The 9,691-nt window shown below is 49.0% G+C and carries 7 protein-coding genes and 1 pseudogene; 2 read left to right on the forward strand and 6 right to left on the reverse strand.

Translation table 11 applies throughout. The features are described 5' to 3' along the window. Positions 1-237: 237 nt before the first annotated feature. From JGK36_RS22080 to JGK36_RS22100, 6 genes and pseudogenes are all read right to left on the reverse strand, one after another. Positions 238-1,923 carry a nitrate ABC transporter ATP-binding protein gene (locus JGK36_RS22080; protein WP_293197334.1) on the reverse strand — a complete coding sequence of 562 codons (1,686 nt, stop codon included), beginning with the start codon at positions 1,921-1,923 and terminating at the stop codon, positions 238-240. A gap of 105 nt (positions 1,924-2,028) precedes the next feature. After that, complete coding sequence (locus tag JGK36_RS22085) at positions 2,029-4,059, reverse strand: nitrate ABC transporter ATP-binding protein (protein WP_293184227.1); 2,031 nt, start codon at positions 4,057-4,059, stop codon at positions 2,029-2,031. A gap of 225 nt (positions 4,060-4,284) precedes the next feature. Beyond that, the gene (ntrB, locus tag JGK36_RS22090) at positions 4,285-5,154 is read right to left on the reverse strand and encodes a nitrate ABC transporter permease (protein ID WP_293184225.1); all 870 of its coding nucleotides are present in this window, start codon (positions 5,152-5,154) and stop codon (positions 4,285-4,287) included. Positions 5,155-5,323: 169 nt separating this feature from the next. Further along, complete coding sequence (locus JGK36_RS22095; RefSeq protein WP_293184223.1) at positions 5,324-6,670, reverse strand: CmpA/NrtA family ABC transporter substrate-binding protein; 1,347 nt, start codon at positions 6,668-6,670, stop codon at positions 5,324-5,326. A gap of 180 nt (positions 6,671-6,850) precedes the next feature. Continuing rightward, entirely contained in the window at positions 6,851-7,123 is a 273-nt protein-coding gene (locus tag JGK36_RS33950; protein WP_293271524.1) for a 2Fe-2S iron-sulfur cluster binding domain-containing protein, read from the reverse strand. A 75-nt stretch (positions 7,124-7,198) separates the two neighbouring features. Beyond that, positions 7,199-8,725, reverse strand: a pseudogene (locus JGK36_RS22100) (ferredoxin--nitrite reductase); the annotation flags it as partial. Positions 8,726-9,258: 533 nt separating this feature from the next. On the opposite strand from JGK36_RS22100, the gene JGK36_RS22105 reads away from it, so the two are divergent. Together JGK36_RS22105 and JGK36_RS22110 are read left to right on the forward strand one after the other, a co-directional pair. Further along, positions 9,259-9,444 (forward strand): hypothetical protein, encoded by a 186-nt coding sequence (locus JGK36_RS22105; protein WP_293184273.1) that lies wholly within the window; start codon positions 9,259-9,261, stop codon positions 9,442-9,444. Positions 9,445-9,511: 67 nt separating this feature from the next. After that, positions 9,512-9,691, forward strand: a 180-nt coding sequence (locus JGK36_RS22110) for a helix-turn-helix domain-containing protein (RefSeq protein WP_293184219.1), incomplete at its 3' end; no start/stop codon positions are given.

Genomic DNA, 9,691 nt, shown 5'->3' on the forward strand with positions numbered 1-9,691 from the left:
TAAATTACCCCGGAAATGCTTTACATAAGCGGAAAATACCCTGATTTCAAATTAACCGCTATCTTTAGTTAAACTCGCGATCGCACTCGGATAGGTTTGTAGTGAGGACTTTAGTCCGCCGAAAGAAGGACTAAAGTCCTCACTACAAACCTATTTTATAGTAGTCGATCGAGCCGAGGCGATCGGCTTCTCAATCGAAAATCTTCAACTATCCAATGCAAAAATGGTATAAGTCACCTATTTCGCGGTTTTAACTTCTAATAAGCCGCCGCCACCGCTGGTGGGGCTAAACGTTACTTGGAAATCAGCAGTTTTTTGAGCGCCTGCTGCGGCACCGGCAGGAGTTTGCAAAGTCGGCAGAGGAGTTTCTTTGAGGAAATCTTTAGCTGCTTTATTTGTGGGCTCGAACTGTACGATATCTCCGTTTTGTTTCACTTTGACTCGATAGGTCAAACTTTGGGTAAATGTCGGAGTTGTTTTCCAATTTTCGTCAATTCGTGCATACAACTGATTTCCGATCGCATCAAGTTCAGCTTTGTCCGAAATTCCTGAACCTGCACTGCTTGCTGCCTTGGTGGGTGAGGTTGCAGGACTGGCAATGGATGCAGGACTTGCAGCAGCACTCGGTGCAGGACTGGCAATGGATGCAGGACTTGCAGCAGCACTCGGTGCAGGACTGGCAATGGATGCAGGACTGGCAATGGATGCAGGACTGGCTGCAATTGGTGCAGGACTGGCAGCAATCGGTGCAGGGCTGGGAGGAGAACTGACAACCGCCGCCGCAGTTGGTGCTGGTGCAGTTTCTGCTAGCTTGGCTTGCTTGAGTTGGCTGGAAACAGCAGATGTATTGACAGCAGCTAAAGTTGCCATTGTTACCAACCACGAGATTGCCAGGACGCCACCTTTGATTGGCGAGGCTTCTAAGGGTTGTGCAGCGTGAGGCACAAAGGATACCGGTGGCATGGGCTTGTCAGCAGTAGCCCCAGGCTTTTTGCTAGCGGGTAATGGCAGGACGACGGGTGCCATTTCTGAGTCCGTTGTGTCCTCTTCGTGGTGGGCGTAGCGAGAGAACAGGAATTCTAAAGCAAAGTTGCGGAGTTCGTAGTATTTCGGGTCTTCCATCATCCGCGTGCGGTTGCGGGGACGGCTGAAGGGAATGTGCATATCTTCGCCGATTGATGCAGCAGGGCCGTTGGTCATCATCACGATGCGATCGGCTAAAAACAAAGCTTCATCAATATCGTGAGTAATCATGACGATCGTAATTTTGTACTCGTGCCAGATTTTCAGCAATTCTTCCTGCAATTCTTCCCGAGTAATCGGATCTAGTGCTCCGAAGGGTTCGTCCAAAATCAGCAGTTTGGGACGAGTTGCCAGGGCTCGGGCGATCGCCACCCGCTGTTTCATACCGCCCGACAACTGGCCCGGTCTTTTGTTGCAAGCTTCTGTCAGCCCCACTAATTCCAGGTTATCTTTGACGATCTTGTCGTGTTCCTCTGCGGACTTATCCCCGTAAACAGTTTCAACACCGAGGTGGATGTTTTCTGTAGCAGTCAGCCACGGTAGCAGCGAGTAGTTTTGAAACACCACCATGCGATCGGGGCCCGGTTCAGTAATCCGCGCACCTTCGAGAGCAACTTCTCCGCTTGTCGGCCCGTTAAATCCCGCAATCATGTTCAGCAAAGTTGATTTGCCGCAGCCAGAGTGACCGATCAAACAAATAAATTCGCCTTCATTAATCGTCAGGTTCACACCGTCGAGAATCACGAAAGGTTTTTCTGGTTCTTTCAGGTTTGGGTAGACTTTTGATACATCTTTAATAGTCAAAAAGCCTGATTTCTTACTCTGAATCTTCGTTGCCGGGGGCGCTTTGATAGTTTGCATATTTTCAGGATTTGGTTGGGGGTTTGCGGAATTAGACATGAGAATTTAGGATTAAGGGTTAGTAAGAGAGGTAATTAGGAAGCGGGAAATGTGGAGTCTTGTTTCCTGATTCCTTACTCTTCACTCCCTCTTCCTATTTGGTGATTATGCTGGCTGTCTGATGGAACACTGACTGCCTATTTGTTCAATTAAGATTTCTTCAATGCGAAGGTCGCGCTTGATTTTGACGTTTTCAAGGTAGTCGATCGGGTCGTCTAGATTAAAGACAGTGCCGTCAAATAGTTCGATCGTCCGGCGAGCTCTAGCGATATCCGGCAAACCCAACTCGCGCACTGCTTGACCGAACACATCGGGCCGCAAAACTCGATCGACCACTTCCACCCAGTTTTTCGGGAACGGAATCAGTCCCCAGCGGGCCATCTGCGACATCACCCACACCATTTCTAGGCGGTCTGGACAATTGGTTTTGTCAACATAGAACTGGTTGAAATTGTAGAGCATTTCGGGTTGTGCCTCCGTACCGGAGTTGTACGGGTCGATGAACCCCGGACGGATGTCTTTTGGATCCGCACCGATGTATTGTTCTTGGCAAATCAATTCTAGGATTTCTTCGCGGTTGCGGCGGTCGTCGCAGTATTCGCAGGCTTCCAAAAGCGCTTTGACGAGGGCGACGTGGGTTTTAGGATATTTCTGAGCCCAATCTTCGCTAACGCCGAGAACTTTTTCGATGTGTCCGGGCAGAATATCCAGGGAACGGGCGATGGCAAAACCGGTACCGTCGTTGACTGCTTTGGAGTTCCAGGGATCGCCGGCGCAGTAGCCCTGGATGTTGCCTGCTTTTAAATTCGATACCATCTGCGGGGGAGGAAGCATGGTCAAGGCTACATCGCGATCGGGGTCAATCCCACCGGCAGCCAGCCAGTAGCGGAACAGCAGATTGTGCATGGAAGCGGAGTGTACCATGCCCAAGGTTTGTACCTTGTCGGGGGTCTTGGCGATCGCAGCTTTGAAATCCTTTAATGTCCGAATACCTTGGTCGTAAAGGTGTTTCCCGAAAATAATCGAGTTACCGTTGCGGGACAGGGTTAAGGCGCTGTTGATGGGAACCGGGGCTTCGCCGTCCAATCCCAACAGCATGGCGATCGGCATTCCTGCAACCATTTGCGCCGCGTCCAGCCGTCCTTGCGCGATACCTTTGGCAATTTCTTTCCAACTAGGTTCGCGCACGAGAGTGACTTCTTCTAAGCCGTGGGCTTTGAAGAATCCTTTCTCTTTGGCTACGACTAAGGGCGCGCAGTCGGTGAGGGGAATAAAGCCGATGTCGAGGTTGACTTTTTCCAGGCCGTTGCGGGCGATCGCCACGGATGGGGCTTGTTGTTTGGCCCGGCGCTGTTTCACCCGCTTTTGCTGGTTGAGGAAGTAAACCATTTCGTTTCGCAGCGCGTAGTAACTCGGATGGTTGACCACTTCCATGCGCTTGCGGGGCCGAGGAATGTCCACTTCCAGAATTTGTCCGATTTGCGCTTCCGGGCCGTTGGTGAGCATTACAATGCGATCGCTCAGCAACAAAGCTTCATCCACGTCGTGAGTTACCATCACGCTGGTGACTTTACTTTCTTCGCAAATGTTCATCAATTGGTCTTGCAAACCACCGCGAGTTAAAGCATCGAGAGCACCGAAGGGTTCGTCTAGCAGGAGCAATTTTGGGCGGATAGCGAGGGCGCGGGCGATCGCAACTCTTTGTTTCATCCCCCCAGAAATTTCGCTGGGGCGCTTGTTGGCGGCCTGTCCGAGTCCCACCAATTTAATGTGGTATTCGATTACCAACTCGCGATCTTCTTTAGAGTTACCGCTGTAAATTTCATCTACTGCTAGAGCAATATTTTCGCGCACCGTCAGCCAAGGTAGTAGCGAGTAATTTTGAAATACCACCATTCTATCCGGGCCTGGTTCGCGGACTTCGCGCCCTTCTAAAGTAATCCCGCCCTGACTTGCTGTGTCCAGTCCGGCGATGATATTTAACAGTGTAGATTTGCCACAACCGGAGTGTCCGATTAAGGTGATAAATTCTCCCTTTTTAATTTTAAGTTCGATATTTTTGAGAGCGATGTATTGCTCGCCATTTGGCAAGTTAAATACGCGGTCTACGTGGTCTACTTCAATAAGGATTGACATGATTATTTTCTGTTAGTTTGTACTTTAGTAGATGCTAATTATTAATTTGGCAATGGGGAATTGGGAATTGGGAAGAAGGCCAAACAGGTCATTGGCCAAACAGGTCATTGGGCATTGGGCATATATAATTATTCCCGCTTCCTAATAACTAATCACCAACTACTAATCACCCATTCCCCATTCCCCATTCCCCATTCCCCATTCCCCATTCCCCATTCCCCAATCTTATTTATTGTCTTCAGGAACAACTTTGGAAGCGACGAAACCAACGAGTCTGTCTAAAATCAAACCGACGATTCCTACATAAAGCACTGCCAGAATCACGGCGCTGAGTCGAGAACTGTTATAAGCGTCCCAGATGAAGAAGCCGATGCCGACACCGCCGACTAACATTTCCGCAGCTACGATCGCCAGCCAAGACAAACCGATACCAATTCTCAACCCTGTGAAGATGTAAGGAACCGAAGACGGTAGCAAGATTTTCCAGAAGTATTTTTGGTTGGGGAGGCGCAAGACTCGGGCGACGTTTCTGTAATCTTGAGGTATTTGTTGAACGCCTACTGTGGTATTAATCAGAATCGGCCAGATTGCTGTAATCAAGATTACGAAAAGTGCAGAAACTTCGTTAGCTTTCATCCCCAAGCCTTCAAAGGGATTGAACTGTTGAAATACTGCCAGGGCGATCGGTAGCCAAGCCAGGGGCGGGATTGTTCTAAATACTTGAAATAGCGGGTCTAAAGCATCGAACATTAAAGAGTTTGTACCGATTAATATTCCTAAACCAATGCCTAGAATTGCTGCTAGAGTAAAGCCGATCGCCACCCGCTGCAAGCTAGCAGCCAGTTGCCAGAATAAACCTTTGTCAGTACCACCGTTATCGAAGAACGGATTGATAATCAAATTCCAGCTTTCTTGGACGGCTTTAATCGGGCCGGGCAAGGTGGATGTGGGGTCGTGGCAGAGGATTTGCCAAACTACCAGCAGAACTGTAATCGCAACTAGCGGGCGGATGATTTTTTTGCGGTTTTTTTGAACCATATCCAGCACGAAATTTGCTGGATTTTTGCTCTTAGAAACAGAGAGATTGGTTGCCATTTGTCTGTTTGCAGTACAGTAGTGAATAATCGATTATTTGTAGATACTTTGAATTGAGAACCCTATCGGCTGTGGTGGGTTGAGTTGCGAAACTCAACGCCACTAAATTTTATGATTTGTCAACTGTCAACTGTCAACTGTCAACTGTCAACTGTCAACTGTTCACTAATTAGGCTTTCTTGATAGCCAGACTCTTCAGATATTCTTCTGGTTTTTCCGGATCAAACTTCACGCCGTCAAAAAATGTTTCGACACCGCGAGAAGTGGTAGCCGGAATTTGGGCAGCGGGAACGCCAAGTGCTGTCGCTGCTGCTTTCCAAATATCCTCGCGGTTAACTTTATCAACCGTGGCTTTGATGTCGGTAGTTGCCGGCATATAACCCCAGCGAATATTTTCTGCGATGAACCAAGCATCGTGACTCTTGTAGGGATAGGAAGCATTGTCAGCCCAGAATTTCATTGCTACTAAACTAGCTGCTTCAACGCGGCCAGTACCATAGTCAATTTGTCCTTTCATGCGACCTGCAATATCTGCAAGTGGTACTTTCAACCACTTATCTTGAGAGATGATTTGGCACATCTCATCTTTATTTTCTGGCTTATCGCACCACTGCTGAGCTTCCAGTACGGCCATTGTAATTGCTTTAGTAGCTTTAGGGTTTTTCTCAACCCAATCTGCTCTTAAAGTTAAGGCTTTTTCTGGGTGATCTTTCCAGAGTTCTCCCGTTACTAAGGCGGTGTATCCAACTTTTTGAGTAACTAGCTGGGCATTCCAAGGTTCGCCGACGCAAAATGCTTCCATGCTGCCGGATTTCATGTTAGCTACCATTTGAGGTGGCGGTACTGGAATAACAGAAACATCTGTATTCGGATCGATGCCACCGGCTGCTAACCAATAGCGCATCCACAAATCGTGGGTGCCGCCGGGAAAGGTAACAGCAATTTTTTGATTGGCGAGGGCTGCTTTGAGTGGTTTGCTGTCTGTACCTACTTTTAAATCTAGGTATTTTTTGCTTACGGAGATGGCTTGACCGTTGGTATTTAACCGGGCAACAATGTTCATCGGCACTGGTTGATTGCCTTTGGTAATTGTGCCTAAGGTCATCTGGTAAGGCATGGGGGAGAGGATGTGGGCTCCGTCAATGCCGCCTTTTTCAGAACCGAGTTCTAGGTTGTCGCGAGTAACTGGCCAAGATGCTTGTTTGAGGATTTGTACGTCTTTCATGCCGTACTTGGCAAATAACCCTTTTTCTTGGGCGATGATTAAGGGCGCTGAGTCGGTGAGGGCGATGAATCCGAGTTTGGCAGTGGTAACTTCGGGGGCGTCGGCGGGGTTGATGTTGACTGCTGGGGCTGCACTGGGTGAGGCAGCGCCCGGTGAGGCAGCGCCCGGTGAGGCAGCGCCCGGTGAGGCGCTGGTAGTGCTGGAACCGGAACTGCAACCGTGGGCGAGGAGGGTGCCTGCTGCTGTTGCTCCGGCGGTGATGATGAATTTTCTTCTAGAAAGGTTGCTCATTTGTCTTGAATTGTTGGTGTACTTTGAGATACTCGAAATGTGAGATGCCTGATGTGAGATTGGTTTACGACCTTCGCAATGACATAATTTCGATCGCACTGAGACAATATCATTCGCAATGACATAATTCTGTTCGCAATGACATAATTCTTTGGGTCTCTCGAATCTCACATTATGATATTAGGCGTCGATCGACACTTTGCCGATCGCCCGCGCGCTGCAAGCTAAGATGAACCCTGGTTCTAAGTCGGAGGCTGCGTCAGGCTGGCTGTCGTAGACTGTTTTACCTTCTAGGAGTTGCTGCTTGCAAGTGCCGCAGGTTCCCGATCGACAACTGCTGTCCAGTTCAAGCCCAGCCCTTTCGGCAACGTCGAGAATGAACTCATCTTCGCTGCAAGCAACTGTTTTGCCCGATCGAGCGAAAATGACAGTAGATGTCTGAGGTTTCGCCATCAGAACTGTTTCGTCTCTCTCAACCGTCAGTTGCAGTTGCCGGTTCAGGGAAGCGACATCCCCGAAAGCTGGATTGGGCACGGCCCCAAACTTATCAATTAACAGTTGATGCAGCACCGGTTTCAGGTCTTCGCAAGGAATGCTTTTTTGGACGCAAGTACCCAAATGAGCATCTTTGCCAACTGTTCCTCCCATGTAGATGTCTACACCTTCGAGGGTTTTGCCGTTCTTCCGAACTTTTGTACCCATCAAGCCGATGTCGGCTACCTGGGGTTGAGCGCAGGAATTGGGGCAACCAGTCCAGTGAATTCTGACCGGTTTGGGAACAGAGAGTTCGGCTTCCAGTTCCCGAATCATTGCCACGGATCGGGCTTTGGTTTCGATGAGGGCGAAGTTGCAAAACTTCGACCCGGTGCAGGAAACTAAGGCTCGCATCAGGGGTGCGGGGTCGATCGAGAAACGCTGTAACAACGGTTCTTTGACTAGGGATTCGAGCCGCGAGTCGGGAACGTTGGGAACAATTACGTTTTCTTCGACGGTGAGCCTGAGTTCGCCGCTGCCGTAAACCTCAGCGATTCTGGCCAAATCGTACAAATCCGCTGCTTGCAGCCGTCCGACGGGAACGTGCAACCCTACATAGTTGAGCCCTGATTGTTTTTGCGCGTAGATGCCGATGTGGTCGCGTTTGTCCCAGATGATTTCATCTTTGGGGGAGGCGGGGGACAAAGTGCGGCCTACTTCTTTTTCGACGGCTGCGCGGAATTGTTCGATGCCGAGTTCGTCAATCAGCCACATCAAGCGAGATTTTTGGCGGTTTGCTCTCGGGCCTCGATCGCGATATACCGTTAATATCGCTCTGCACAAATCTACAACGTCGCTGGGACTTGCCCAGACGTTGAGAGGAATTGCAGCTTCGCAGCGTTTGGCGGAGAAGAAGCCGCCGACTAAAACGTTAAAGCCGATGTTGCCGTCAGAGTAAGCGGGTACGAAGGCGATGTCGTTGATTTCGGCGTGGACTGAGTTATCGCGGCAACCTGCGATCGCAATATTAAACTTTCTCGGCAGATTGGAAAACTCTGGGTTGCCTTCGCCGCTGTTGGTAATCATGTCTTGGACTTGGTTCGCCAATTCCCACGTATCTATCAGTTCGTCGGCATCCAAACCCGCGACTGGGGAACCCGTGATGTTACGTACATTGTCCATGCCAGACTGAACGCTGGTCATCCCCGCTTCCTTGAGGCGGCGGAATATATCGGGCACATCTTCGATCCGAATTCCGCGCAGTTGCAGGTTTTGTCTGGTGGTAATGTCAGCGCTGCCGTCGGAGCCGTAGCGTTGCAATATGTCTCCTAACGTTCTAGTTTGATTGCTGGTAATGACGCCGTTGGGCAAGCGCAGGCGCATCATGAATTTGCCCGGAGTTACTGGCCGAAAGAAGATGCCGAGCCATTTGAGGCGGTGCTCGCGGTCTGTTGCATCCATTGCTTCCCAGCCGATTTGGGCAAAGTGATCTAGCTCAGCTTTAACCGCTAAGCCATCTTTTTCGGCTTTGAGTTTTTCAAATTTGTTTAGGCTCGCTTGGGGTTCTACTGTTTGGGTCATCGATTTACCCTCGCTGCTGGTTTATTCCCTGAGATATTGACTTGGAGCATAAAATGTGTTTCCTGCTAACCTTAATGAGCCTGTGGATTTAAAACTGTATATTTAGTTACTGGATCTAATTTCGTTTAAGCATGGTTGGTCTTTTGTATACTTGAGCTTTGCCAGGCGCTGTCTCGAATTCAGCCAAACTATATATGGTTATAGTTGTTACCGATGGCTCGATCGCTGTATTCCGATGCACCTTTGTTATGAACTAATGTAAAGCGCGCAACAGTAAATATTCGTAGCTATTTTTACAAAATCTTGAGTTTTATGAGCTTTTTGCATCACCGCAATGCGTTTTATACATTGGAAATGGGTAAAGACACCCACAGATCCCAAAAAGCTTTATAAATCTTTAGATTTTGGAGGGGAGTGGAGGCAATGGGTAGCTCTGACATAATATTGTGACGGCGATCGCAGACTTCAAACGTCGCTCGTCACAAAATAAGCTCCGTGGTTATCACACAGTTAGGCTCAAAACATCACGCTCTCTGCCATGCCAGCGTCACTCTGTTACCGATACGGGCAGTTTGACTGTAGCCGATCGCTACGGTTTGATGGCCGCTGTATTGGATGACTCTCTCGACGAGCAAGACAGACATTCGATCAACCGCCTGCTGCGCTCGGTGCTCAAGGGAAAAGTCAAAATTGTCAACGAGCTCTCGGCGATAGGTTAAGAGCAAGACTTAAGTGGCAAATAGGAAAGCTAAACTTATCTACAGTTGATTGCTGAGAGTCAGTTCCATGTTTGCCGTCAAGCGAGCGCTCAAATTGAATAATACTGAAGCGACCTTGATGGCAAAACACGCAGGCTTTCGGCGCGTGGTATTTAACATGGGTTTGAGCCTGAGAGTTCAAATGTACGGTGGAGGTGAGTTTTCCGACTCAAAGGTCATCAACGAAATCAAGAAAGTTCTCACTAAC

The sequence above is a fragment of the Microcoleus sp. PH2017_35_SFW_U_B genome (assembly GCF_020737865.1).
GTDB lineage: Bacteria > Cyanobacteriota > Cyanobacteriia > Cyanobacteriales > Microcoleaceae > Microcoleus.

Excerpts from the sequence above, each read along its gene's own strand:
- JGK36_RS22085 (WP_293184227.1), bottom strand. The coding sequence starts at position 4,059 with ATGTCAATCCTTATTGAAGTAGACCACGTAGACCGCGTATTTAACTTG.
- ntrB (WP_293184225.1), bottom strand. The coding sequence starts at position 5,154 with ATGGCAACCAATCTCTCTGTTTCTAAGAGCAAAAATCCAGCAAATTTC.
- JGK36_RS22095 (WP_293184223.1), bottom strand. The coding sequence starts at position 6,670 with ATGAGCAACCTTTCTAGAAGAAAATTCATCATCACCGCCGGAGCAACA.
- JGK36_RS22080 (WP_293197334.1), bottom strand. The coding sequence starts at position 1,923 with ATGTCTAATTCCGCAAACCCCCAACCAAATCCTGAAAATATGCAAACT.
- JGK36_RS33950 (WP_293271524.1), bottom strand. The coding sequence starts at position 7,123 with ATGGCGAAACCTCAGACATCTACTGTCATTTTCGCTCGATCGGGCAAA.